This is a genomic window from Nocardia sp. NPDC003183, from assembly GCF_053590715.1.
The window spans coordinates 106,908-132,615 of record NZ_JBSFTG010000012.1 but is presented as its reverse complement, the minus strand read 5'-3'; the positions used below and the strand labels follow the sequence as shown (position 1 = coordinate 132,615).

Sequence of the window (25,708 nt, the reverse complement as noted above, 5' to 3'; positions counted from 1 at the left end):
GGAATGGTTGACAGGGAGCAACGCACACCCTTCTACGGGGTGGTGCTGATTCTCGCAGCGTTGGGCGCGTCGATGGCGGTCAGTTACTACGGGCCGACCTGGTTTCGCGTCACCGTCTACATCCTCACGGCGGTGGTAGTCCTGGTCGGCGGTGTCATGACCTTCCGCGACTACTCGCACTGACGCAGCGAAACTCGCGCGTCGCACCCTGGCCTGTCAGGGGGCGCGATGGGTTGTGCTGGTGCAGTATGGGTCCCGGCCAGCTCGCCGGGCTGCACCCGGCCGTACCCGCTGAGGAGTTCGCCGTGGCTTACATCGTGGATTTCGAGACCGTTTCGACCCGGGGATTGGAGTCGTCGCCGGTCGCCGACGCGCTCGCGGGATTGCGGGCGAACGAGGCCAGGTATTTCAAGAACAAATACGATCATGTCTTCACAGTGGAGCCCGCGAGCGAGGCGACATCGGCTGTCGACCGGGTGAGCCGGATACTCGCCGAAGAACGTGACATCGTCATCGCCTCGCGCCCGCTCGAAGCTACCGCTTTCCAGGTCGAGAACATTCGTATGGCCTATGTCTTCTACGAAAGCGGCCTGTCGATCAACGTGATGTACTCGATCGACGATGCGAAGAAGCGGGCGGTCGGGTTCAAGCTCAGCGACGGAATGGAAGTACCCGCCGAGCTCGACTCGTTCAAGTTCGCACGGCAGAAGTCGAAGCTCGCAGGCACCATTCGCGGTTCCTACTTCGTCATCAAGGGCGAGTACTGACCGGTCCGGCGCTGGATTCATCGTGCGGCAAACCCTGTTGGGAGTGCGGCTGCGGCGAGGACCCTGTGGTGGTTCGAGTATTCCCGCTCGCTGCCGCAAGGAGACTCTCATGACCGTCGAAGCCAGTACCCGACTCAACAACGTGGATATCGACGCCGTCGGTGGTCTCGTGGCGGCTGTTCGAGCCGATCCGGCCAAGGGGCAGACCACCTGGGCGGCGCATGTCGGGTGGAAGGGCGGGTTCGCCTCGGAGGCGCGCGTCCGCAAGTTCGCGCCGATCCCGTCGGACGAGCCGTCGGCTCTCGGCGGCGCCGACACCGCCCCGAACCCCGTCGAACAGCTTCTCGCGGCCCTGGGCAACTGCCTCGCGGTCGGCTACGCGGCCAACGCCACGATCGCCGGCATCCGCATCGACGATCTGCGCATCGACGTGAAGGGCGACCTCGACCTGCACGTTTTCCTCGGGCTCGCCCAGGGACACGCGGGCTTCGAGTCCATCACCGCGACAGTGTCGATCGATTCGGACGCTTCCCGGGAGCAGCTCGAGGACCTGCACACGAAGGTGCTGTCCAGCTCGCCGGTGGGGCACACAGTGCGCACCGCGGTGCCCGTCGACATCACCCTCGCCTAGGCGGGGCCTCCCCGCCACGCGCGGCTCCGTCGTTCGAATTCATTGCACTGCCGAGAATTTCGGCCGTAAACAGAACAGTCCCCGGTAGTCTCCATCGAAACCATGAGCTCAGTCGTCGCTGACAACTCCGGTTTTCGATTGGCTTGCCGGGGGCTTAGCCAGATCCTGAAATGTCGTCACTACCGTCGGCGAACGTCTTCGTCGGCAGTGCGGCTCATTCCGGTATTCCGGTGTATATCCAGTCTTCTCCGGATCTGCTCGATGTCAATACCTTCGCGCTGTCGAATATTGCCTGATTTCGAACGTGGTGACGACGGCCGTCGCATTGTGTGGACGGTCTTTTCGGAGGACAGTGGATATGTCCGGTGGCGCCCGCCGGGGCGCCGCCCTTCCTGGAGTAGGAGGTGGCCCGTGTACGCACGTTCCAGCACATTCGCTGCCCAGCGGTCGTCGATCGACCGTGGTATCGCATACCTCCACAATGCGGTGATGCCGAATATGCCCGAAATCGACGGGTGGGTCGGTATGTCACTGATGGTGGACAGGGCGACAGGCCGATGCATCGCCACGACCGCGTGGGAATCGGAGGACGCCCTGCACGACAGCAGGATGCGCGTCCGATCGCTGCGCGACGGTCTGGCCGAAGCGCTCAACGGACAGGTCGAGCACATCGAGGAATGGGAAGTCGCGGTCATGCACCGCGATCACCTGGCCGGCGCGAGTGCCTGCACCCGATGCACCTGGATCCAGGTCGACCCGACGGCAGTCGACTTGGCGATCCACACATTCAAGTCCAGCTTGCTGCCGGAATTCGAGAAGATCGATGGATTCCGCAGCGCCAGCCTGTTCGTCGACCGGGACACCGGCCGAGGGGTGGGATCCACGGTCTGGGCAAGCCGAGAGGAATTGGACAACAGCCGCCCCCTGGTGGATCGCATGCGCGCCGAAGCCGTCCGCACCATGGGAGCCGAGGTCCTCGAGGTGGCGGAGTTCCGACTCGGCTTCGCCCATCTGCGCGTCCCCGAGTTGGTCTGAACGACGAAACATCCGGCCGCGGAGCGGCAACTCCCGGCCGGCCTTCGGGCTGTATCGGAGGAGCATTGTGAATGCCGACGAACCACTCGACGCGGCTGAGCGCGCGGAACTACAGCGCCTGCGACAGGAACTGACCGAACTTCGTCGCGCCCGCGATGAGGAATCGCCGAACGCTGCTCCGGCCGAGGGCCGACGTCCCTCCGGTCACCGGAAATTGCGCTGGACGGGCGCGGCGGTCCTGCTCGTGCTGGTCGCCGTCCTGTCCTTTTCCGCGGTCCTCGCCCGCTACGCCCACAGCGAGGTCCTCGACACCGACCGCTATGTCCGGACAATGGCCGCGCTGGGGTCGGACCCGGTGCTGCAGGGCGAACTCACCGATCAGATCACCGATGAGGTCATGACGCGCCTCGATGTCGAGGCGATCACCGCCGACGCGCTGCGGTCGATCGCCGACGACGCTCCCCGCGTGCCGCCCGCCGTGGTCGGGCTGGCGCCGGTGATCGCCGATCAGGCCGAGTCGTTCGTGCACCGGACGGTGGCATCGTTCGTGGCGTCCGACCAGTTCGAAGCCCTGTGGATCCAGGCCAACGAGCAGGCGCATCAGGCGCTGGTCGCGGTGCTGACCGGGCAGACCCGGCCTGGCGTCGATGTCAGCGATCAGGGCGTGGTCAGCATCTCGCTGGCCCCGATCATCGACCGGGTTCGGGCCGCGCTGATCGATCGGGGGTTCGCGTTCGCGGACAAGGTCCCCACGGTCGACAAGTCGTTCGTGCTGTTCGAATCGCCCGAACTCGTCAAGGCGCAGCGGGCGACCTCGGCATTGGACAAAGCCTCCGCGGTGCTGCCCTGGCTGACCCTGCTGGCCGCCGTCGGTGCCGTGTGGGTGGCGCCGAACGGCGCACGCCGACGCGCCGTTGCGCTGGTCGGAGTCAGCATCGCGATCGCGATGGCGCTGCTGGCCGTGGCGATCGCCCTCGGCCGGTCGTGGTATCTGGGGGCCGTCCCTGCGGACGTGCTCTCCGCGCAGGCGGCCACGGTGCTGATCGACACCGTGCTGGTTCCGCTGCGCACCGCGTTGCGGGCGGTGTTCGTGCTGGCCGTGGTGATCGCGGTCGTCGGCTACCTCACCGGATCGTCGGGATCGGCGGCCGCGGTCCGTGGCGCTGGTACTCGGGCGCTCGACGCGCTGCGCCCCGAGCACGGGCGGGCCCCGAATCCGATCGAGTCCGCGGTCGCGCGGTTCCGCATCCCGCTGCGGGTGGTCATCATCGTGATCGCGGTGACGACCCTGGTGTTCTGGCCGTACCCGTCGGGCGTGGTCGTGGTGGTGACCGTGCTCGTCGCGGTGGCAGCCCTGCTGGTGGTGGAACTGGTGGCACGGCCCGCGCTGGCTGAACGCGACTCACCGGTCACGAAGGCGGTGCCGGCTCGGGACGGGTGAGTGTCGCTCGGATCAGGTCTTCTCGTCGAGGTCACGGCGTCGTCGGTCCGACGTTCACGGTGAATTCCGTGTTGCAATGGATTCCGGTCATAGCAAACAGCAGAAGTACGTCACGACTGCCGGGATGGTGAGCGTCGATGAGCAACGATTCGGCTGGGCAGACGGGCGGCACACAGCGACTGCTGGCGGTGTTGCTGGCGATGGCGATGTTCGTGCTCGTCGTCGATACATCGCTGATGAACGTGTCGATCTCGGCGGTGGTGCGAGATCTCGACACGACCGTCAGCGGGGTCCAAGCGGCGATCGCGTTGGAAGCGCTGGTTTCGGCCGCATTTATTCTGATCGGCGGAAAAGCAGGTGACCTGATCGGACGCAAGCGTGCCTATGCGCTGGGATTGATCGGCTACGCGATCGGGGCGACGGCGATGGCGTTCGCGCAGAGCCTGATCGCGATCGTCATCTTCTGGGCGGTGCTCGGCGGGATCGGCGCATCGCTGCTGTTGCCCGCCATGCAATCGCTGATCCACGGCAACTTCGAAGGCGCGGCGCAGAAGAAGGTCTATGCCCTGGTCGGCGCGGCGGCCGCGATCGCGGCCGCGATCGGCCCACTGCTCGGCGGATTCATCACCACCTACCTGTCGTGGCGCGTCGGGTTCGTGTTGGAGGTCGTCGTTATCGCGATCGTGCTGTCCGGGATGGGCATCGTCCGCGATGTGTCCTATACCGGCCCGCGCAGCGTCGACCTGGTCGGGGCGGTGCTGTCGGTACTCGGTATGGGCGGAATCGTGCTGGGAATCCTGGTGTGGCAGGAAGGCGGCGAAGCGGTCGGCGCCCTCCTGGCCCTCGGGGCCGTCGCGCTGGCCGGCCTCGCCTATTGGCTCGTTCGGCGCAAGCGTGCGGGCAAATCGATACTGCTCGACCCGGACCTGTTCCGTTCCAAGGCCTTCCGGCTGGGCATCTCGGGACAGATGCTGCAGCAGATCGCCCTCGGCGGCACGATGATCGCCCTGCCGATCTACCTGCAGATGGTGCTCGAGTACAACGCGATGCAAGCAGGACTGTCCATCGCGCCCCTGTCGTTGAGCATGTTCGCCGTAGCGCTGCTCGCCGGCAGATACGCGGGCGATCGGCCCGCGAGCACCATCATCCGGTGGGGATTCGTGCTCCTGACGGTCGGGACGGTGGTACTCGTTCCGATCGTGCCCCGCGCGGAATTCGGCTGGGGGCTCATCCTTCCGCTCATCATCGCGGGCTCAGGGCTGGGTCTGCTGGTGTCCCAGCTCAACAACTACACACTGGCCCCGATCGAGGAGGAGCGGATCAGCGAAGCCGCCGGCGTCAATTCGGCGGCCGGGTCGTTCGGGTTGTCCTTCGGGCTGGCGTTCGCCGGCGCCATCATGCTGGCGACGTTGTCGATCACCTTCACGAGCATGGCGGAATCGAGCACGGTGCTCCCACAGGCACAGCAACAACAGGTGGCGCAGGTGCTGGAGGACGACGCCGAGATCATGAGCAACACCCAGCTCGATCAGCTGCTCGTCGACCAACCGCCGCAGATCCGCGACGAGATCGTTCGCATCAACACCGAGGCTCGGCCCTTAGCTCTGCAGGTGGCACTACTGGTTCCGCTCCTGGCCGGTCTCGTCGGGTTGTTCACCTCGTTCCGGATGAGACGCATCCCGGAAGCCGTGCCGAAGCCGTCCTGATCCCGGTCGCGATATCGGCGGGGCATTCGGCCCTGCCGGCAACAAGGTGGCGATCAGCCACACCTGGGGTCCCTGGTGTGGAGTGCGGCTCCAGACGATGGTTTACCTATGAGTGGCGCGAAATCGACTACCGAGGTGTGGCGGGAGAAGTTCCGGGCCCGCCGCCGGACCAGGTTCGTCGTGGCGTTCGGAGTGCTCCTCGCGGGACTGAGCACGGCTGCCGTAGTCGTCTTGCCCCGACTTGCGTCCGCGATGTCCGGCACGGATGTCTCGACCATGCTGATCTGGCTGGCGATTCCGGTCTTCCTTGTCGCCGTCGTGGCGGAGTTCGTGTACATCAAGCGTCACGGCAAGCCCTACGACTACCGTGACTCAGCTACCTCCATCGCCGCCGGTGTGGGGTATCAAGTGCTCAACATTCCCTGGGCGCTGGCGGAGCTCGCGATCTTCGCAACTGTTTCCTCGCTGGTGCCGTGGCACCTCGAGGGCTGGGTTGCGTGGGCCGTCGCGCTGATCGGGGTCGACTTCGCGTACTACTGGTTTCATCGCGCGCACCACGAAATCCGGGTGTTCTGGTCGGTCCACGTCGTGCATCACTCGAGCGAGAACTTCAACCTCACCACAGCACTGCGTACGCCATGGCTGGTTGTCACGTCCCTGCCGTTCCTGGCACCGCTGGCGCTGTCGGGAATCGATGGCAAGATCATCGCCGCCTCCTACGCGATCAACCTGCTGTACCAGTTCGGCATCCACACCGAGGCCATCGGCAAACTCTGGGCGCCTATCGAATTCGTGTTCAACACACCGAGCCACCACCGCGTGCACCACGGCTCCAACACTGAATACCTCGACCGCAACTACGGTGGCGTGCTCATCATCTGGGACCGCGTCTTCGGCTCCTTCGAACCGGAGGGCGAGCAGGCGATCTACGGCCTCACCAAGAACGTCGACACCTACAACATCGCAAAGATCAACGCCCGCGAGATAGTCGCGATCTGGCAGGACGTGCAGAACGCGGCGAAATTCTCGGACAAGCTCGGGTTCCTGTTCCGAGGTCCCGGTTGGCAGCCACAGCCGACCTGAGCGAGCAACTCTTCGAGTTCGAGCCACCCGTGACGTCGTCATCGGCAGGCAGGGACCGCGATCGGCAGCGGCAGCCTGGCCGCGCTATTCGGTGAAGTCGACCTTGGTGCCGTCGATCCAGCCCGGCAGGCTGTCCGCGACGAAGTCGGACATGTCGCGGCCCGCGTCGATCGTCGATTCGACGTCGGCGAGGTAGGTGGCCATCGCGCGTTTGGCCGACGGCGTGGACGCCGCGGTGAGGAAGTGGGCGCGTTCGATGTGCAGGCCCTTCTCGAGTGAGGTCGAACCACCCTGGTAGACAGCGTGTTTGATACCACGGACCGCAGTGGGGGAGCGCTTCGCCAACCTGGCAGCCGTCGCCTGCGCCTCGGTCAGCAGCTCGTCGGCGTCGATCAATCTGTGCACGAGCCCGATCTCCAGTGCCCGGCTCGGGGTGATCGGAGCGCCCTCGAGACACAATTCGAGCGCACGCCCCGCGCCGAGCACGCGAGTCAGCATCTGGGTGCCACCGCCGCCGGGGATGATGCCGACCAGGATCTCGGGCTGCCCGATTTCGAAGGGACCGTCGGCCATCAGGCGCAGGTCGCAAGCCAGCGACAGCTCGCAACCGCCACCCAGCGCGCGGCCGTTGAGCGCGGCGATGAAGACGGTGCTGGACTCCCGCATCAGTCGGCACACCTCGTGATAGCGGCGGAGGTTCGCGACACCGCCCGCACCGGCCCGGGCCAAGCCCGACTGCCCGCCGGGAACACGGTCGGCCAAGGAACTCATCCGCAGCGCTGCGCCGGCCGTGCGCGCGTTCAGCGTCAGCGGTGCGGCCTCGACGCCCTCCAGGATCTCCGACACCGAGTAATGGCTGACGAAGACCCCGTCGACGGCGCTGGTGAGCACGACCGCACGGACTCCGTCGTCACCGTCGATGGCGCGCAGGAGGTCGAGTAGTTCACCCATCACAGCATCGGTGAGGAAGTTGTAGGGCGGGTTGTTCAACCAGATGGTTTGAACGGGGCCGTTCCGGTCGGTGCGGAGAAATTCCATGCCATTGCCTTTCGTTGTCGCTATTGCCCGTAGGCACGTTCGAGTTCGGCCAGCGCGTCACCGCAGTACGGTGCGACCCGTTGGACATGGGGCAGTGCGGTCGCGCACGCGGTCACACACAGGTTGAGGCGATTCGCGTAGGACAGGATCGTCAGGTTGAGTGCTTGACCGTCGAGCGGGATCGATACCGCGTGCCACTCCTCCAGGGTCATACCGTTGTAGTGCAATTGCCGGCTCGGGCCCGGCATATTGGAGATGACGACATTGAACATCGGCGTGATCCGGCTGCTCACGCCGAGTACCAGACTCGCGCCGAAGGGCGCCATGAGCATCGCCGTGTACGCCATGACCGCCGCGCCCGACATCCGGCTCATGTGTTCCTTGGCAGCGACCGTCGAGGCGACGATCGCCGAGACGCGTTCCCGGACATCGGTGATGTCGGTCGCGAGGGTGGCCAGCGCCATGGTCGTCGCGTTGCCCTCGGCGTCGTCGCTGTCCTTGGGGCGGAACGACATCGGCATGCCGGCGATCAGTGAGTCCGCGGGCAGCGCGTCGATCTCGGCGAGGTAGCGGCGCAGGCCGCCCGCGCAGATCGCGAGGATGACGTCGTTGATCGTTCCCCCGCATCGCTGAGCGAGCGCGGTGATGCGCGCCAGATCGAACGACTGGGTGGCTATCCGGCGTTCGGCGGTGATCGCGCCGTTGAGGATCGATGCCGGCGCGGAATACGGCTTGACCAGGGCCGCGTCGGATTCGAACAGCCCGCCGTACATGCGTGAGATCGCCTGCACACCCGTGAGCTGATCGGCGATTCCCCGGATCGGAGCGTTCATCAGTCGCCGGAGCGAGGAGACCGGGCTCGCGCCCGCACCTGCCGAATCCGGGGTGGGGCGGGGCCGGGGCTTCCGGGTTTCCCGATAGGCCCAGATCGCCGGCCTGCCGCGTTCGTCGGGATCGTTCGACATCACTTTGCGGGCGAGCCGCACGGTGGCGACGCCGTCGAGCAGGGCGTGGTGTCCCTTGACGTAGAGCGCCAGGCGTCCGTCGTCGAGGCCCTCGATGACGTGCAGTTGCCACAGCGGGTGCGACCGATCCATCGGTACACCGTGCAGGCGCGAGACGAGGGCGCCGAGCTCACGCTGTCCGCCCGGCGCGGGCAGTACATGGTGCTGGAGGTGGTAGTCGAGGTCCGGCGCTTCGACGCTGACCCATTGTGGGAGCACACGAGCGATCAGCGCGGAGTCGATGCGGCGGTCGAAGGGGCTGGTCGCACCGGTGTAGGTCCGTAGGTCGTCGAGCAGGTCCGCGACGAAGTCCGGGCCCGCGTCCGGTGGCAGCCGGAAGATGTCGAGGTGTGCGATGTTCATCAGGTTGGAGTCGGTTTCCCCCCAGAGGAAGGCGACATCGATCGGGTTCAGCGTGGTGGTCGACATGGGGTGGTGGCCTCCGGCGAGAAATCTGTAGTGGACGCGGCTCGCAACGGTGCTCGCCCGTCAGTGGCGGTGTCGGTCATACGTCGTTCTCGGTGCGCGCGGTAGGCAGTACTGCCGTCAGCCATGCGGTGAGTTCGGCATCTACCCGATCCAGGGCTGTGGTCGATCGCTGCGCCTTGGCGACCAGGATCGCGCCCTCGATCGCCGCGATCGCGGTGGTCGACAGCGATTGGGCGCGTGGCATCGGTACCCCTTGTTGCCACAGCGCGACGGTGATCAGCGACTCCCAGGACGCGAAGGCCTCGCCCGCGGCGTTCTTCGCCTCGGCGAAATCGCCGCTTTCCAGCGCGCCCGCGGCGATGGGGCAGCCTGCCGCGAAATCGGTGTCGTGGAGCTGGCGCCGGAAGAGGTCGACGATGTGCGACAGCGTCGCGGTGGGGCCACTCGTGGCCAGATCGTTGAGGATCATCGACGCCATCAGCGCCCCGGCGTGCCGGGTGGCCTCCTCGGCCAGCTGTGCCTTCCCGCCGGGGAAGTGGTGATAGATCGAGCCCCGGGGCGCCTGCGAGCGGGCGATCACGTCGGCGAAGGAAGTGCCCTCGATGCCCTTCTCACGGAAAAGCAGGGCGGCGCCGATCAGCATCTTGTCGCGGGCCGACGCTGTCACTCCGGCCGCGCTGTTCTCTGCGGTCACCGCGTCACCATCCTATGTCTATCATCATATCCAGATTCTGCCACGATCCCGTTCGCGCACCATTTCCCCCTGGGTTACGCAGGTGGAAACTCATTCGCCATTGACTGTAACACGCAGTTACGGCTACATTGCTGGCATCCCACTATGTAGCGCGTCATAGACGACGAGCTCGTTCGGATCACCGATGATCCGAGGCAGAAGGGCATTCGCAGATGAGCTTCCCCATCGAGACGACCGACGGACATCGCCTGGTCGTCACCACGGCCGGCGACCTCGCCCGGCCCACCGTCGTGCTGGTACACGGCTTCCCCGACGACCAGACGGTCTGGAACGGCGTCGCGCGGGTGCTGTCGGACCGGTTCCACACCGTGACGTTCGACGTACGTGGCAGCGGCGATTCGGACAAACCCCGGGCGATCTCCGCCTATCGCAAGGATCAGCTCGCCGCCGATATCGGCGCGGTAGCCGCGGCGGTCTCCCCCGACCGGCCGGTGCACCTGGTCGGCCACGACTGGGGCGCGGTGCAGGCCTGGCACGCCGCCGCGGCCCCGGCGACGCGCTCGGCGATCGCCTCCCTGACCTCGATCTCCGGGCCCTGTCTGGACGGTGTCCCGCACTGGTTGCGCAGCAGCCTCGCCGCCGGACCGGCCGGATGGCGTGCGGTCGCCACGATGTGGAAGTCCCCGCTCTACATGGGCGCGCTGGCCACCCCCGTGCTCGGCGCGCTGCTGTGCAGGCTCGGCCTCGTCGACGCCGCGATCGGGCTCGCGCACCGACTGGAAGCCGGTGTGGCACCGAATATTTCGCCGCACCGGGCGCGCGACAACCGCGCCGGCCTCAAGATCTACAGCGCCAATCTGGTACCGACGCTGCTCCGTCCCCACCTGCGCAGGGTCGGTGTACCGGTGCAGGTGCTCGCCCCGCGTCGCGACATCTTCATCACGCCCGCCGCACAGCGCGACGTGGCCCACGTCGCCGACCAGTGGCAGGTCCACGATGTCGACGGCGGCCACTGGGCCCCGGCGTTCAACCCCGCCGAGATCGCCGACCGCATCCGCGCGTTCGTCGACGCCGTCGAAGCAGCCACCACCGCAACCCAGGCAGGAGAACCCCGTGAGCACTCTGCATGATCAAGACAAAGTCGCACTCAAAGCACGTGCCGTGGAATGGGATTGGACCGGTCTGCCGTTCCACTACGTCTACGACGACCCGTTCTCGACTCATGTGATCAACAGCTTCAACATGCTGCTGCCCGAGGGCGAGGTGTTCTTCGTCCAGGTTTTTCAGCAGGCGTTGCCGCTGATCACCGATCCCGAGGTCCACGAGGACGTCGTGGGTTTCATCGGGCAGGAGGCCACGCACTCGTCCGCGCATCAGAGCCTGGTCGACTACCTCGACCTGCACGGGCTCGACTCCACCCGGTTCACCGACCAGATCCGGTGGTTCTTCCGGGCACTGCTCGGCGAGCGCGAACTGACCGACCGGCGTGCGCACAACTGGCTGCTCGAACGTGTCGCCGTTGTCGCGGCGCTCGAGCACTTCACGTCGTACCTGGGCGACTGGGCGCTCAACGCCGACGCGTGGCGCCGAGGCACCATCGAGCCGCGAGTGCTCGACCTGGTGCTGTGGCACCTTGCCGAGGAAGTCGAACATCGGCACGTCGCCTACGACCTGTTCACGCATCTGGACGGCAGCTATTGGCATCGCATCAGGGCCTATCTGGTCGCGATGCCCACCTTCGCCTTGCTGCACTTGCGCGGAATGCGGCTGCTGCTCAACGACGATCCGGTCGCCGAACGCGGACTGTTCGCGACAGTGCGGGCCGCGCGCCGCGCCTGGCGCGCGGGGATGGTGCCGTCACCCGGCAGCCTCGCGAAGATGTCCATCGAGTACTTCAGGCCGTCCTACCATCCCCGCAATTACGGCTCGACCTCGCAGGCGGTCGCCTACCTCGCGGCCTCTCCCGCCGCACTGGCCGCGTCATGAGCGAGATCCGGACCACCGCGGACCGGGTCGGCGTCGTGCTCGACCGTCGCCGCATCCCACCGTCTTTCACCGATCCGAACCGGCCCGACCGGGTCATGCGGGCCTACCGTTCCCTGCTGCGCTTCTACAGTGCGCTCAGCAACATGCGCCTGCCCGCGACCGGGCCCGCGGTCGTGGAGCGTGGCATCGCGGTCCGGGTCGTGGAGAAGACGACCGAGGCGCTGGGCGTGGTGAGCCTGACGCTGCGATCCTGTGCCGGAACCGAGCTGCCGCGCTGGCATCCCGGCTCGCACATCGATGTCACATTGCCGTCGGGGACGGTCCGCCAGTACTCGTTGTGCGGCGATCCCGACGACCGGACGACGTACCGGATCGCGGTGCGCTGGATCGACGGCGGAACGGCGTCGACCGAGATCCACGACGACGTAGGCGAAGGCTCGATCCTGTCGATTCGTGGGCCGCGCAATGCTTTTCCGTTCGCTGACCCGGGGCTGTCGAAGGCCGGCGTCGACAATATCGCCTTCGTCGCCGGCGGGATCGGGATCACCGCCCTGCTGCCCATGATCGGCCACGCCCACCGCTCCGGCCTCGACTGGACCCTCACCTACTTCGGCCGCAACGAGGCGACCCTGCCGTTCCTGGCAGAGCTCGCCGCCACGGACCGGAATCGAATCCGCGTGCTGACCACCGAGCGCAACGGCCGCCCCGACCCTGCCGAGCTGCTCGCCGACGTCCGCGCCGGCTCGTCGATCTACTACTGCGGTCCGCCCGTGCTGCACGACACTTTTCGTGCGTTCCTGCCCGAAACAGGCGCGGCAGGACTGCATTTCGAACGCTTCTCGGCACCACCGGTGATCGGTGGCGAGCAGTTCCGAATCCGTTTGGCGCGCACCGATACCGAGGTCGAGGTCGCCGCGGACCAGTCAGCCCTGTCCGCGGTGCGCGCGACCCGGCCGGGCACCGCCTACTCGTGTCAGCAAGGTTTCTGTGGCACTTGCCGGGTCAAGGTGCTTGCCGGTGCCGTCGAGAGCCGGGGGACCGCGCGGTTCCTCGACGAACCCGACACGATGCTGCTGTGCACCGACCGTGCGCGAGGACGTCGAGTCACCGTCGACCTGTGATCAGCGAACTTGTCGCCATCGGTCGTCTCGCATACGAGAATCAGTCGATTCTCTCGGCGCGACACTGCCAGCCGCTGCCCGGTAGCCATCCCAGCGTCGAGAGCACCGCGCGTTCGGTGACACGGCCCCGCATCACCCACGACCGCTATGCCGTCGATGATCTCCGGGGACGGTTGCGGGGGATGAAGCGCACCGGCAGCGGGCCGTGGATACATTCCTGAAGCGGGGCTTGCGGCGGGATGACCAGCGCTCACCGCACCTTGCGTTTTGAAAGTAGCACTCGTGGACGGTGCAATTGGCCAGTAGTCTGCTGGCCAATTGCCATGGGGTGGCACATTATCGAACTGATCCTTCTACGTTCAAGGCTGCGCCAGCAGCTCGCGTCGGAGCGTCATCGATCCGGTTCGGTCATGGTGGTGGCAGAGGAACTCCATGGGAAGAATCCTCGCCGACCACCACCACGTAACTGAGCAACCGCTGAACATCAATGCAGCGACAGTTCTTGAATCACGAGGCAATTCTCAGACCGTGTGAGTCTGGTCTTGACGAACGATCTCGGCGACGGCGGCGGGTCGGCTGGCGGCGACTTCGTGTCCGGCGTCAGGGAGTTCGTGCAGCGCGGACCCTGGCAGCATCTGCAGTAGAGCAACGGCGAGATCGTGGCTGGAGAGGCGGTCGTCGGCGCCGCGGATCATGACGATCGGGGCGCTGATCTTCCGGATGTCCTCGCCGGGGTATCCGGTCGCGTTGGTGTCGTCGATCCACATGGTCACGTTCTCCCTGACCAGCCGTTCGAAGTCAGGCTCCGGGTTCTTCGCGGTGTAGGCCGCCTCGGAGTACGGGCCATTCTGGTTGCGGTCGCACCACCCTTGCGGGGTGACCTGCGACAGGAACGCGCGGCTCGCCTCCGGCAAGGTCCAGTCCGAACCGATCGTGAACAGCATCCCGACCCTTTCCGGGTGATGCGCGGCGAGTCGGAGCCCTGCGATGCCTCCGTCACTGAATCCCATCACGTCGGCACGCGCGACGCCGAGCTCGTCCAGGACAGCGAGCGCATCCCACTCGAGGCGCTGATAGCTCAACGGCACGTCGCCCAGGGTGGAGCGTCCGTGTCCGCGACTGTCCAGGCAGATCACCCGGCGGTCATGTGCAAGGAGGGGCACGAGTTCGGCGAAATCGGCGGTGCTCCCCATTCCGCCGTGGAGGAGCAGAAGCGGGGGCAACGTCTTTCGCCCGGAAAGTTCAACGGATAGCGAGGCACCTGCGACAACGACGGTTCGTACATCCATAGCGACAACTGTTCCAGCCCCCACTGACATTCATCCCCAACCAAGCAACACGGATCGGCGGGCAACACCCGCCGGTCCGTGTTGCTTACCGTCTCAGGCGTAGCAATGCCTTTCAGATGGTCCGGTGGCCGAGTTCGACAGTCGCAGCCGGGTGCCCGACACCGCGCGCAAGCGGGTGCGGCTCGCCGGTGAGTACCGCGAGCGCGGCAGCGACTTCGTCCAAGTACGACTTGACGTAGGTGTCGGTAGTGCCGGAATTCTTACCACGGTGTCCGGCGAAAGTACGGGCCACGGCATAGCTGAAAGTTCGTTCGACCCAGGTCAACGTGGTGTGACGCAGCCAGTGGGCGGTAACACCTTGCGTGGCCACCCAGGGCAGTGACTCGCTGACCCGTCCCCAGATGTAGTCGTCGCGATCGGTGACACGGCCCGCATCACCCACGACAGCGAAGCCGTAGATGATCTCCGGGTCGGTTGTGCGGGGGATGAAACGCACCGGCAGCGGGCCGTGGATGCGTTCCTGGAGCGGGGTCTGCGGCGGAACGACGGGCTCGATCACCAGCGTTCGCCGCACCCGGCACAGAGGGCGCCGAACAGGCTGAAAAGTGGCATAGATGCCACAAATCTGTGCGCGAGAGGGGACTTGAACCCCTACGTCCGTGGACACCAGAACCTAAATCTGGCGCGTCTGCCAATTTCGCCACTCGCGCTTGGATGTGTACGACCGTCCAAACTCTACCGGGCGAATCGGGCTTCGCGAAGCGTTGGGGCGGCGTGGCGTACTCGTGGGTAACACGACCTGGGGTTATAACGATTCAGTAACTCTCAATGTGAGGGGCACTCATGTTTGAGAACTCGGGTAACAGGCCGGACCTGCGCGTTCAAACATGAGGCTGCGTCATGTTTCAGAAGATTTCGGTACGGGCGTACAGAAATACTGGGGAGTAGCCCGCTACCGGGCCGGAAACGTGAGGCTTTCCTCATGATTTTGTGCGATTGTGGCTCTCAACAGGCCCGAGGGGCTGCCGGAAACGTGTGCGTGCCGTCGGTGGGCGACACGCCAGGAGAAGGAAGTCGAGCGTCTTGACGATCAACGAGAGCACCGAAATCGGCATGGGAGCGACCGCGAGCGCCAATGGTCGTGGCCAGGCGAGAGGTGTCCGCGCGGCGCTGCTGGAGCAGCTGCGCAACGGGGCGGGATACGCGTTGGCGTTCGGTGGACAGGGTGCGCAGTGGCTGCGCGAGCTCGAGGAGATCGGGCGCGACAGCGCGCTGGAGCCCGAGCTGACCGCGCTGGTCAACGACGCGGCCGTGCTGCTCGAGCCGGTTGCGACGCAGTTGCTGGTGGTGCGCCCCGGCGGTTTCGACCCGATGGGCTGGGTGCTCGAGAGCGAGCTCGACGAGCCGGAGGAGCCGTCCTCGGCGCCCTCGGACGCGGTGCTGCGCTCGGTGGCTGTGTCCATGCCCGGCGTACTGCTGGCCCAGCTCGCCGCGACCAGGGCATTGCGCCTGCAGGGCCTTGACCCGGTCGAGCACGCTCCCGTCGCCATCGTCGGACACTCGCAGGGGCTGTTCGCCGCCGCCGCGGTCGAAGCGGGCGGCACGCGTGACGCGGAGCTGCTGGCCATCGCCCAGCTCGTCGGCGCCGCTGCCGGGCTCGTCGCGCGCAGGCGTGGACTGATGCCGGTGGGCGAGCGCTCGCCGATGGTCGCGGTGTCGAACGTGGATCCCGAAGAGCTGCGGGCGATCGTCGCCGAGGTGGCCGAAGGAGTCGACCCCGCGGTCGCCGCGGTCGTGTCGATCCGCAACGGGCGCAAGCGCGTCGTGCTCTCGGGTGCGCCCGCGCAGATCGATCGAGTGCGCACGCGTTGCGCGCAGCTGCACGACGAGCAGACCCGTGAGCGCGAGAGCAAGGCCCGCGGTGGCGCGGTCTTCGCGCCCGTGTTCGAGGACATCGCCGTCGACGTCGCCTTCCACCACCCGGCACTCGCCGAGACGGTCGAACTGGTCGCGGGCTGGGCCCGTCAGTGCGAGATCGACGCCGACCTCGCCGCCGCTCTGACCCAGCAGGTGCTCGTCGACCCGATCGACTGGGTCGCCACCGTCGACGCCGTGGTCGACGCGGGCGCGCAGTGGATCCTGGACCTGGGCCCCGGCGACCTGCTCTCGCGGGTGACCGGCGGCTCGCTCAAGGGCACCGGTGTCGGTGTAGTCGCCGCCGCCACTCGCGCCGGTCAGCGCAGCCTGCTCACCCCGGGCGCCGCGCCCGAGGCGTCGACGCCGTGGTCGGCGTTCGCGCCGAAGCCGGTGCGTCTGCCCAACGGCCGCATCGTCGTCGAGACCGCGTTCACCAAGCTCACCGGTCGCTCGCCGATCCTGCTGGCAGGCATGACCCCGACCACCGTCGACGCGAAAATCGTCGCGGCCGCGGCCAACGCAGGCCACTGGGCCGAGCTGGCCGGTGGCGGACAGGTCACCGAGCAGATCTTCGCCGACCGGGTGAGCGAGCTGCGTCAGCTGCTGCACCCGGGCCGCGCGGTGCAGTTCAACTCGCTGTTCCTCGACCCCTACCTGTGGAAGCTGCAGCTCGGCGGCAAGCGCCTGGTGCAGAAGGCGCGGGCCGCGGGTGCGCCGATCGACGGCGTGATCGTCACCGCGGGCATCCCCGAACTCGACGAGGCCGTCGCGCTGATCGGCGAGCTGTCCGAGGCCGGCATCAGCCACGTCGCGTTCAAGCCGGGCACCGTCGCCCAGATCAAGGCCGTGCTGCGCATCGCCGACGCTGTCCCGGACTACCCGGTGATCATGCACATCGAAGGCGGCAAGGCGGGCGGGCACCACTCCTGGGAAGACCTCGACGACCTGCTGCTGGCGACCTATGCTCAGCTGCGCAGCCAGGCCAATGTGGTGATCTGCGTCGGCGGCGGCATCGGCACCCCCGAGCGCGCCACCGACTACCTCACCGGCACCTGGTCCACCGGCCACGGCTACCCGCTGATGCCCCTCGACGGTGTGCTCGTCGGCACCGCGGCCATGGCGACCCTGGAAGCCACCACCGCCCCCGCGGTGAAGCAGCTGCTGGTCGATACCCCCGGCACCCCCGATTGGGTCGGTGCGGGCACCGCCAGCGGCGGAATGGCCTCCGGGCGCAGCCAGCTGGGCGCCGACATCCACGAGATCGACAACGCCGCCTCGCGCACCGGCCGCCTGCTCGACGAGGTCGCGGGCGATGCCGAGGCCGTGGCGAGCCGTCGCGCCGAGATCATCGCGGCGCTCGACGCCACCGCCAAGCCCTACTTCGGCGACATCGCCACCATGACCTACCAGCAGTGGCTGGAACGCTACGTCTCGCTGGCTGTGTCGAGCGAGGTGCCGATCTCGTTCGACTGCGGCAGCGATATCGGTGACGCGATCCGCGACGCGACCCGCTCGGACTGGCTCGACATCAGCTGGCGCGACCGGTTCGCGGAGATGATGCGCCGCACCGAATCCCGGCTCAACCCGGCCGACAGCGGCGAGATCGAAACCCTGTTCGCCGACGACGACGCCTTCGAGCACCCCGTGCAGGCGTTGTGCGAGCTGAAGAAGCAGTACCCGACCGTCGCGGACACTGTGCTGCACCCGGCCGACGTGCCGTTCTTCGTCTCCCTGTGCAAGACGCCGGGCAAGCCGGTGAACTTCGTGCCCGTCGTCGATGCCGATGTGCGCCGCTGGTGGCGTTCGGACTCGCTGTGGCAGGCCCATGATCCGCGCTACTCGGCCGATCAGGTGTGCGTCATCCCCGGCACCGTCGCTGTCGCGGGCATCACCCGCGTGGACGAGCCGGTCGGCGAACTGCTCGACCGCTTCGAACAGGACACCGCGTACAGCCTGGTCAGGGCCGGTGTCGTCCCCGAACCGGTGGACGCGCGTCGCGTCGCCGGTGTGGTGGCGGGAGCGATCGACACCGTGCTCGCCGCCCCCGATGTGCAGTGGGCCGGTCGCACCACCGTCAACCCGGTGCACCGCCTGGGTGACGTCTCGGAGTGGACCGTCGAGCAGGGGAGCGCGGTGCATCAGAGCACCGGTGCCACGCTGACCGAAACCACCGGGCCCGAAAGCGAATTCAGCTACGTGGAGCTTTCGGTGCCGCTGGCCCGCGACTCCGTGCGGATCCGCATCACCGTGCCGGCGAGCGTGTACTCCGGTGGCGCGCCGGTGATCACCGACGCCGACGCCGAAATCGCGATGTCGGCACTGCTCGGCGTTGCCGCCGGGAAGTCGCTGCCCGAGGTGAAAGCCGGTGTGGCGCACCTCAATCTGGCGTGGATGCCGGACCTGATCGCCGACCACGCCGGTGTCACCGGCTCCGGCCTGCCCGACACCCTCAGCACCCTCGGTCGCACCGCCCCCGATGTGCTCGTCGGCGCCTGCTGGCCCGCGGTCTTCGCGGTGCTCGGCGCGGCTCGCACCCCGGTCGGCGGCTGTGTCATCGAGGGCATGCTCGACCTGGTCCACCTCGATCACCAGGTCGAACTGCTGAACGAATTGCCCTCCGAGACAAGCATTCTTGTCGTTCGCGCCGAAGGTGGCGCGGTGGTCGACACCGACATGGGCCGCGTGGTCGAGGTCGTGGTGAACATCGGCCTGATCCTGGATCAGGGACTCGACGCCACCCCGCTGGCCCGCCTCGTCGAACGCTTCGCCATCCGCGGCCGCAACGGTGCGGGCGAGCTCACCGATCCGCCGCGTGCGGCCGGTGCGGTGTCCGGCACCGCCACCGACACCCCGCGCCGCCGTCGCCGCGACGTGCAGATGGCCGCCCCGCGCGCCATGCACGCCTTCGCCGCGGTCTCCGGTGACCACAACCCGATCCACACCTCCGAGGCCGCCGCCAAGCTGGCCGGCCTCGGCAGCCCGATCGTGCACGGTATGTGGCTCTCGGCCGCCGCCCAGCACGCGGTGGTCGCCGTGGATCCCGAAAGCTCCGTTCCCGCACGCACTCTCACGGCATGGACCACCCGGTTCCTCGGCATGGTGCGCCCCGGCGCGACCGTGGACGTGCGGGTGGAGCGGATCGCGGTGGACGCGGGCGCCGAGATCGTCGAGGTCTCCTGCCGCGTCGACGGTGACCTGGTCATGACCGCGACCGGGCGCACCGCCGCCCCGAAGACCGTGTACGCCTTCCCGGGCCAGGGCATCCAGCGCAAGGGGATGGGCCTGGACGCGCTGACCCGCTCGAAGGCGGCCAAGCGGGTGTGGGAGCGTGCCGACGCGCACACCCGCGAAGCCCTCGGTTTCTCGATCCTGGCGGTGGTGCGCGACAACCCGACCTACCTCAAGGCGCGCGGTGTCGAACATCGGCACCCGGACGGCGTGCTGCACCTGACCCAGTTCACCCAGGTCGCCATGGCCACCCTCGGTGTCGCCCAGGTCGCCGAACTGCGGGAAGCGGGCGCGTTCGTCGAAGGCGCGATGCTGGCCGGTCACTCGGTCGGCGAGTACAACGCCCTCGCCGCCGTCGCCGGCGTGCTGCCGCTGGAGGCCGTGCTCGAGGTGGTGTTCCAGCGTGGCTCGGCCATGCACGAGCTGGTACCGCGTGATGCCAAGGGCCGCAGTGACTATCGGATGGCCGCCATCCGCCCGTCGCAGATCGGCCTGCCCGACGCCGAGGTGATCGACTTCGTCGACGGCATCGGCGCCGAGACCGGCGAGTTCCTCGAAGTGGTGAACCTGAACCTGCGCGGCTCCCAGTACGCCATCGCGGGCACGGTCGCCGGGCTCGAAGCGCTCGAGACCGAAATCGATCGCCGCCGTGCGGAATTCGGTGGCAAGCGGGCCTTCATCCTGGTGCCTGGCATCGACGTGCCGTTCCACTCCTCGGTGCTGCGCGACGGTGTGCCGGAGTTCCGGCACAAGCTCGAGCAGCTGCTGCCCGCCGAGGTGCACCCGGAAGTCCTGGTCGGACGCTACATTCCGAACCTGGTGCCACGCCCATTCTCCCTGGATCGCGCGTTCCTCGCCGAGATCGCCGAACTCGTGCCCTCGGAGCCGCTCGTAGCCGTGCTGGCCGACTTCGACAGCTGGGCCACGCGCGATGCCGAGCTGTGCCGGGTGGTGCTGATCGAGCTGCTGGCCTGGCAGTTCGCCAGCCCGGTGCGCTGGATCGAGACCCAGGATCTGCTGTTCACCGACACCGCGCACGGCGGTCTCGGGGTCGAGCGCTTCGTCGAAATCGGCCTCGGCGCCACCCCGACGGTGGCGAACCTGGCCTCGCAGACGCTGAAGCTGCCCGCGTTCGGCGGGGCGACCGTGGAGGTCGTCAACGTCGAACGTGACGCCGCGGTCGTCTACTCCACCGATACCGATCCGGCCCCGGTCGACGACATCGACGAGACCCCGGTCGAAGCCGCGGCCGCGCCGGCCACGGCGGCACCCGTCGCCGCCGCCGCTCCGGTGGCGACCGGCGGCCCGCGCCCCGACGACATCGCCTTCAGCGCCGCCGACGCCACCCGTGTGCTCATCGCGCTGTGGACGAAGCTGCGGATGGACCAGATCGGCCCGGTCGACACCATCGAGGGCCTGTGCGACGGTGTCTCCTCGCGCCGCAACCAGTTGCTCGTCGACCTCGGCGCCGAACTGTCCCTCGGCGCCATCGACGGTGCCGCCGACGCCGACATGGGCGCGCTGGCGGCCACGGTCGAACGCCTGGCCCGCACCTACAAGCCGTTCGGCAGCGTGCTCACCGACTCCATCGGCGACCACCTGCGCAAGGTCTTCGGACCGTCGGGCAAGCGGCCCGCCGCCATCGCCGACCGGGTCAAGAAGGTCTGGGAACTCGGCGACGGCTGGGCGAGCCACGTCACCGCGGAGGTCTCGCTCGGCACCCGCGAAGGCGCCAGCGTGCGCGGTGGTGACCTCGGCGGTCTCGCCGGTGGTGCGCTCGGTGACGCCGCATCGGTCGACGCCGCCATCGACGCGGCCGTGCAGGCCGTGGCGGCACGGCGCGGTGTCTCGGTCTCGATGCCCTCGGCGGGTGGCGCGGCAGGCGGCACCGTCGACGCGGCGGCGCTCGGCGAGTTCACCGAGCAGATCACCGGACGCGACGGCGTGCTCGCCACCGCGGCGCGGGTGGTACTCGAACAACTCGGCCTCAGCGAGAAGATCAGCGCTCCCGAGGCGACTGCCGACACTCTCGCGGACCTCGTCTCGGCCGAATTGGGTTCGGACTGGCCGCGTCTGGTCGCGCCCGCGTTCGACGCCCGCAAGGCCGTTCTCATCGATGACCGGTGGGCCACCGCCCGCGAGGATCTCGCGAAGATGTGGCTCGGCGACGACGCCACCACCGCGGAACAGTCGATCGACGGATTCGCCGGCGCCGGTGAAGCCGTGGCCGCCCAGGCGAACTGGTGGCGGCAGCGGGCCATGCACGAGGCCCGTTCGGTGCTGGCCGGGGTGTACGCGCAGATCGCGAAGACCGCGCTCGACACCACCGAGCCAGGTCTGTGGTCCGACGATCTCGCCGTGATCACCGGCGCCAGCAAGGGTTCCATCGCGGCGGCGGTCACCGGCAAGCTGCTGTCCGGCGGCGCGACCGTGGTGGTTACCACGTCGGGTCTCAACGACGAGCGGCTGCGGTTCTACCGCTCGCTCTACCGCGACAACGCCCGCCACGGTGCGGCGCTGTGGGTGGTCCCGGCCAACATGGCCTCCTACCAGGACCTCGACGCGCTGATCGAGTGGGTCGGCACCGAACAGGTCGACAACGCGGGCGGCGCCAAGATCAAGGTCAAGGACGCGATGACCCCGACGATGCTGCTGCCGTTCGCGGCGCCGCGCGTCGCCGGTGACCTCGCCGACGCGGGCGCTCGGGCCGAAATGGAAATGCGCGTGCTGCTGTGGTCGGTGGAACGGCTGATCGGCGGCCTGTCCGCCCTCGGCGCCGACCACGACGTCGACGCGAAACTGCATGTGGTGCTGCCGGGTTCGCCCAACCGTGGCCTGTTCGGCGGCGACGGCGCGTACGGCGAGTCCAAGGCCGCCCTCGACGCGGTGGTCTTGAAATGGAAGGCCGAGAAGTCCTGGGCCGAACGCGTCACCCTGGTGCACGCGCTGATCGGCTGGGTGCGCGGCACCGGGCTGATGGGCCACAACGACCCCATGGTCGAAGCCGTCGAGAAGGCGGGTGTGCACACCTGGTCGACCGACGAGATGGCCGACGAGCTGCTCAAGTGGTGCACCTCGCGTGCCCGCCAGGTGACCATCACCGGCCCGCAGCAGATCGACCTCACCGGTGGTCTGGCGCGTGCCAAGCTCGACCTGCCCGCGCTCGCCAAGCAGGCGCAGGAGGCCGCGGCCGAGAAGGTCGAAGAAGCCGCCACCGTCGCGACGATCGCCGCACTGCCCGCCCCGCCGACCCTGAGTTCGGCACTGCCGGTGCCGGAATGGGCCCCGGTCACCGCGGAGCTGAGCGACATGGTCGTGATCGTCGGCGCCGGTGAGCTCGGGCCGTACGGCTCCTCGCGCACCCGCTTCGAGATGGAGGTCGAAGACGAACTGTCGGCCGCCGGCGTGCTCGAGCTGGCCTGGACCACCGGTCTGATCCGCTGGGAGAACGAACCGAAGCCCGGCTGGTACGACACCGAATCCGGCGACTTCGTGCCGGAATCGGAGGTCGCGCAGCGCTACCACGACACCGTGGTCGAACGCTGCGGTGTGCGCCGCTACGAAGACGACGGCGCGATGCTCGACAACGCGGCCCCGCTGCTCACCTCGGTGTTCCTCGATCAGGACCTGTCGTTCACCGTCGCCGGCGAGGCGGAGGCACGCGCCTTCCACACCGCCGATCCCGAGCACACCGTCATCGCGCCGGTCGCCGATTCCAGCGACTGGACCGTGACTCGTCAGGCGGGCACCGAGATCCGGGTGCCGCGCAAGGCGAAGCTGTCGCGTGTGGTCGGCGGTCAGATCCCGACCGGCTGGGATCCCACCATCTGGGGCGTCTCGGCCGACATGGCCGCCTCGATCGACCGGGTCGCGCTGTGGAACATCGTCTGCACCGTCGACGCGTTCGTCGGCGCGGGCTTCAGCCCCGACGAGCTGATGAGCTGGGTGCACCCGAGCCTGGTGGCCAACACCCAGGGCACCGGCATGGGCGGCATGTCCTCGATGCGCTCGCTCTATGTCGACAACCTGCTCGGCGAACCGCGCCCGAACGACATCCTGCAGGAGGCACTGCCCAACGTCGCCCTGGCGCATGTGGTGCAGTCCTACGTCGGCAGCTACGGCGCCATGGTGCATCCGGTCGCGGCGTGCGCCACGGCGGCGGTCTCGGTCGAGGAAGGCGTCGACAAGATCCGGCTCGGCAAGGCCGAGGTCGTGGTCGCCGGCGGCTTCGACGACCTGGGTATCGAAGGCATCGTCGGCTTCGGTGACATGTCGGCCACCGCCGACTCGGCGAGCATGCGCGCCAAGGGAATCAGCGACCGCTACTTCTCCCGCGCCAACGATCGCCGCCGCGGCGGGTTCGTGGAATCGCAGGGTGGCGGCACCGTGCTGCTGGCCCGTGGTGACGTGGCCGTGCAGATGGGTCTGCCGGTGCTCGGCGTCGTCGCCTTCGCCCAGTCCTTCGCCGACGGCGTGCACACCTCCATCCCGGCGCCGGGTCTCGGCGCATTGGGTGCGGGGCGCGGCGGCAGCGAGTCGCGACTGGCGGCCGAACTGCGCAAGCTCGGCGTGACCCCCGACGACATCGCGGTGATCTCCAAGCACGACACCTCCACCGCGGCCAACGACCCCAACGAGTCGGAGCTGCACGAGCGGCTGGCGGGCGCGCTGGGTCGTACCGAGGGCGCACCGCTGTTCGTGGTCTCGCAGAAGAGCCTCACCGGACATGCCAAGGGGGGCGCGGCGGCGTTCCAGCTCATCGGCCTGTGCCAGGTGCTGGAAAACGGTGTGGTGCCGCCGAACCGGAGCCTGGACTGCGTCGACGAGAAGATGGCGGGCTACCCGCACCTGGTGTGGGCGCGTGAGCCGCTGCGCTTCGGCGAGAAGTTCGCGCTGAAGGCGGGTCTGGTGACCTCGCTCGGCTTCGGTCACGTGTCCGGTCTGCTCGCGGTGGTGCATCCGCAGGCGTTCCTGGCCGCCATCGAACCGGCCGCGCGGGCGGAGTACCAGGAGCGGGCGCAGACGCGTCAGCTCGCGGGCAGGCAGCGGTTCGCCGAGGCCATGTGCGGCGGGTCGGCACTGTACGAGAAGCCCGCTGATCGTCGACTGGGCGCCGACGGCACGCCGGCCAAGCAGATCCGTCAGCTCGAGGCCGACATGCTGCTCTCGCCGCAGGCGCGTCTGGACAGCGACGGCGTCTACAGCGCGAGCGGATGGGGTTGCGGCACCGGGCAAATCACCCCGCAGCCGACCGAAGCGTCGTAGGCTGCCGCTTTGTGACGATTCTCGGTATCGGCTTGGACTTGGTGACCATCTCCGAGTTCGCCGAACAGCTGCAACGGCCCGGGTCGACCATGCTCAGGGAGACATTCACCGCTGGTGAGCGTCGCTACTGCCAGAGCAAGCAGACCGACCCGGACCGCAGCTTCGCCGCACGCTGGGCCGCGAAGGAGGCGGTGCTCAAAGCTTGGGCATCGTCTCGTTTCGCCCGCAGTCCGCAGATCGGCGACAACCCGTATCCGCTCATCGAAGTCGTCAACGACGCGTGGGGCAGGCCCAGCATCAAACTCCACGGCCTCGCCGCGGAATTCCTGCCCCGCGTCCGAGTGCACCTCTCCCTGACCCACGACGGCGATACCGCCGCGGCGATGGTGGTGCTGGAAGACCCGGGCGAACTGGCCGATCTGATCGACGGCCGGGGCTAGAAATCGCGAACCGCTAGTGTTCCTCGGCGGTTCGCGATTCTTTTTCCGCCACCAGTAGATACGCCACCATGAGGCGCTTGAGTTCGGCGACCGCGTCGGTATTCGACTGGTTTTCCTGTACCGAGAAATTCAGCATCGAGTACACGACGTGCACCAGCACTTCGGCCATCATCGTGCGCCGGGCGCGCGGGGTGCGCGGGGTCAGCGGCCGCAGCATCTGCGAGACGACCGCGGCGAATTCCTTTTCGTGCAACGCGCCTGTCGCGCGTGTGGACGGGGTCGACTGCATCGCCAGCCACACTTCGCGCCGTGACGGGTCGGTGGTCCACAGGTTCGCCATGTGGTCGACGAACTGGTTCATGTGCCGCAACCAGTCCAGTGAGGGCACTTCACCGTGGAAGTCGGCCAGCTCGCGGGAAACCGCAACCAGGTCTTGCCGATTGAGTTCACAGACGATCACGTACTTGTTGGCGAAGAACTGATACAGCGTGCCGATGGGCACCTCGGCGCGCTGGGCGACCTCTTCACAGGTGAACGACTCGAAACCCACCTCGACCAGCAACTCGCGCGAGGACGCCAGCAGCGCGTCGAATTTGCGCTTGCTGCGCTCCTGCGTCGGCCGCTTGCGCGGCAT

The 25,708-nt window shown here is 67.7% G+C and carries 18 protein-coding genes and 1 tRNA gene; 12 read left to right on the top strand and 7 right to left on the bottom strand.

Going from position 1 to position 25,708, the window contains the following annotated elements:
- Window positions 1–3 precede the first annotated feature (3 nt).
- The 7 genes from ACWDXS_RS27115 to ACWDXS_RS27085 all read left to right on the top strand — a co-directional run bounded on the left by ACWDXS_RS27115 (window position 4) and on the right by ACWDXS_RS27085 (window position 6,663).
- Window positions 4–183: a hypothetical protein gene (locus ACWDXS_RS27115; protein ID WP_358068566.1), complete on the top strand. Its 180-nt coding sequence runs from the start codon at window positions 4–6 to the stop codon at window positions 181–183.
- A gap of 122 nt (window positions 184–305) precedes the next feature.
- The gene (locus tag ACWDXS_RS27110) at window positions 306–767 is read left to right on the top strand and encodes a phage tail protein (protein WP_387445282.1); all 462 of its coding nucleotides are present in this window, start codon (window positions 306–308) and stop codon (window positions 765–767) included.
- A 109-nt stretch (window positions 768–876) separates the two neighbouring features.
- A complete protein-coding gene (locus tag ACWDXS_RS27105) occupies window positions 877–1,398 on the top strand; it encodes an OsmC family protein (RefSeq protein WP_378994593.1) in 522 nt (173 codons plus the stop codon).
- Window positions 1,399–1,887: 489 nt separating this feature from the next.
- Entirely contained in the window at window positions 1,888–2,433 is a 546-nt protein-coding gene (locus ACWDXS_RS27100; RefSeq protein WP_378994591.1) for a hypothetical protein, read from the top strand.
- Window positions 2,434–2,500: 67 nt separating this feature from the next.
- Window positions 2,501–3,874 carry a hypothetical protein gene (locus tag ACWDXS_RS27095; protein WP_449969809.1) on the top strand — a complete coding sequence of 458 codons (1,374 nt, stop codon included), beginning with the start codon at window positions 2,501–2,503 and terminating at the stop codon, window positions 3,872–3,874.
- A gap of 137 nt (window positions 3,875–4,011) precedes the next feature.
- Entirely contained in the window at window positions 4,012–5,580 is a 1,569-nt protein-coding gene (locus ACWDXS_RS27090) for an MFS transporter (protein WP_449969806.1), read from the top strand.
- Between the two features lie 108 nt (window positions 5,581–5,688).
- The gene (locus ACWDXS_RS27085; RefSeq protein WP_449969803.1) at window positions 5,689–6,663 is read left to right on the top strand and encodes a sterol desaturase family protein; all 975 of its coding nucleotides are present in this window, start codon (window positions 5,689–5,691) and stop codon (window positions 6,661–6,663) included.
- An 84-nt stretch (window positions 6,664–6,747) separates the two neighbouring features.
- Here ACWDXS_RS27085 and ACWDXS_RS27080 read toward each other — a convergent pair whose 3' ends face one another.
- The 3 genes from ACWDXS_RS27080 to ACWDXS_RS27070 all read right to left on the bottom strand — a co-directional run bounded on the left by ACWDXS_RS27080 (window position 6,748) and on the right by ACWDXS_RS27070 (window position 9,828).
- Window positions 6,748–7,701 (bottom strand): enoyl-CoA hydratase/isomerase family protein, encoded by a 954-nt coding sequence (locus ACWDXS_RS27080; RefSeq protein ID WP_449969800.1) that lies wholly within the window; start codon window positions 7,699–7,701, stop codon window positions 6,748–6,750.
- A gap of 20 nt (window positions 7,702–7,721) precedes the next feature.
- The gene (locus ACWDXS_RS27075) at window positions 7,722–9,134 is read right to left on the bottom strand and encodes a WS/DGAT/MGAT family O-acyltransferase (protein WP_449969797.1); all 1,413 of its coding nucleotides are present in this window, start codon (window positions 9,132–9,134) and stop codon (window positions 7,722–7,724) included.
- A 76-nt stretch (window positions 9,135–9,210) separates the two neighbouring features.
- The gene (locus tag ACWDXS_RS27070; protein WP_378994578.1) at window positions 9,211–9,828 is read right to left on the bottom strand and encodes a TetR/AcrR family transcriptional regulator; all 618 of its coding nucleotides are present in this window, start codon (window positions 9,826–9,828) and stop codon (window positions 9,211–9,213) included.
- Window positions 9,829–10,040: 212 nt separating this feature from the next.
- On the opposite strand from ACWDXS_RS27070, the gene ACWDXS_RS27065 reads away from it, so the two are divergent.
- Genes ACWDXS_RS27065 through ACWDXS_RS27055 form a run of 3 tightly spaced genes read left to right on the top strand, consistent with a single transcriptional unit; the run spans window position 10,041 to window position 12,935 of the window.
- Entirely contained in the window at window positions 10,041–10,958 is a 918-nt protein-coding gene (locus ACWDXS_RS27065) for an alpha/beta fold hydrolase (RefSeq protein WP_449969793.1), read from the top strand.
- Window positions 10,942–11,814 carry a metal-dependent hydrolase gene (locus ACWDXS_RS27060; RefSeq protein ID WP_449969790.1) on the top strand — a complete coding sequence of 291 codons (873 nt, stop codon included), beginning with the start codon at window positions 10,942–10,944 and terminating at the stop codon, window positions 11,812–11,814. The genes ACWDXS_RS27065 and ACWDXS_RS27060 overlap by 17 nt, the downstream gene beginning before the upstream one ends.
- Window positions 11,811–12,935 (top strand): PDR/VanB family oxidoreductase, encoded by a 1,125-nt coding sequence (locus ACWDXS_RS27055; RefSeq protein ID WP_449969787.1) that lies wholly within the window; start codon window positions 11,811–11,813, stop codon window positions 12,933–12,935. Before ACWDXS_RS27060 ends, ACWDXS_RS27055 begins: the two co-directional genes overlap by 4 nt.
- 521 nt (window positions 12,936–13,456) lie before the next feature.
- Here ACWDXS_RS27055 and ACWDXS_RS27050 read toward each other — a convergent pair.
- The 3 genes from ACWDXS_RS27050 to ACWDXS_RS27040 all read right to left on the bottom strand — a co-directional run bounded on the left by ACWDXS_RS27050 (window position 13,457) and on the right by ACWDXS_RS27040 (window position 14,934).
- On the bottom strand, window positions 13,457–14,224 hold the full coding sequence (locus ACWDXS_RS27050) for an alpha/beta fold hydrolase (RefSeq protein WP_449969784.1): 768 nt from the start codon (window positions 14,222–14,224) through the stop codon (window positions 13,457–13,459).
- Window positions 14,225–14,336: 112 nt separating this feature from the next.
- Window positions 14,337–14,783 (bottom strand): hypothetical protein, encoded by a 447-nt coding sequence (locus ACWDXS_RS27045; RefSeq protein ID WP_449969781.1) that lies wholly within the window; start codon window positions 14,781–14,783, stop codon window positions 14,337–14,339.
- 69 nt (window positions 14,784–14,852) lie between these two features.
- Window positions 14,853–14,934 (bottom strand) — tRNA-Leu (locus tag ACWDXS_RS27040).
- Window positions 14,935–15,307: 373 nt separating this feature from the next.
- Between ACWDXS_RS27040 and ACWDXS_RS27035 the strand changes: the two genes are divergently transcribed.
- Both ACWDXS_RS27035 and acpS read left to right on the top strand, forming a co-directional pair.
- On the top strand, window positions 15,308–24,634 hold the full coding sequence (locus ACWDXS_RS27035) for a fatty acid synthase subunit beta domain-containing protein (RefSeq protein WP_449969778.1): 9,327 nt from the start codon (window positions 15,308–15,310) through the stop codon (window positions 24,632–24,634).
- A gap of 11 nt (window positions 24,635–24,645) precedes the next feature.
- Entirely contained in the window at window positions 24,646–25,074 is a 429-nt protein-coding gene (gene acpS, locus ACWDXS_RS27030; protein ID WP_378994563.1) for a holo-ACP synthase AcpS, read from the top strand.
- 13 nt (window positions 25,075–25,087) lie between these two features.
- Here acpS and ACWDXS_RS27025 read toward each other — a convergent pair whose 3' ends face one another.
- Window positions 25,088–25,708: a TetR family transcriptional regulator gene (locus tag ACWDXS_RS27025; RefSeq protein WP_378994773.1), complete on the bottom strand. Its 621-nt coding sequence runs from the start codon at window positions 25,706–25,708 to the stop codon at window positions 25,088–25,090.